Annotated in this window: 1 protein-coding gene; it reads left to right on the forward strand. The window is 58.4% G+C overall.

Going from position 1 to position 310, the window contains the following annotated elements:
• Window positions 1-310, forward strand: a 310-nt coding sequence (locus J9889_RS23330) for a transposase (RefSeq protein WP_210558385.1), incomplete at both ends; no start/stop codon positions are given.

A 310-nucleotide genomic window follows, 5' to 3' on the forward strand; every position in this document is an offset into this window, starting at 1 on the left:
AGTGGCACTTTGGCATGAAGGCCCACATTGGTGTCGATGCCAAGAGTGGCCTGACCCACAGCCTAGTCACCACCGCGGCCAACGAGCATGACCTCAATCAGCTGGGTAATCTGCTGCATGGAGAGGAGCAATTTGTCTCAGCCGATGCCGGCTACCAAGGGGCGCCACAGCGCGAGGAGCTGGCCGAGGTGGATGTGGACTGGCTGATCGCCGAGCGCCCCGGCAAGGTAAGAACCTTGAAACAGCATCCACGCAAGAACAAAACGGCCATCAACATCGAATACATGAAAGCCAGCATCCGGGCCAAGGT

It is taken from the genome of Aeromonas sp. PrichA-15, from assembly GCF_017939245.1.
In the GTDB taxonomy this organism is placed as follows: Bacteria; Pseudomonadota; Gammaproteobacteria; order Enterobacterales; family Aeromonadaceae; genus Aeromonas; species Aeromonas caviae.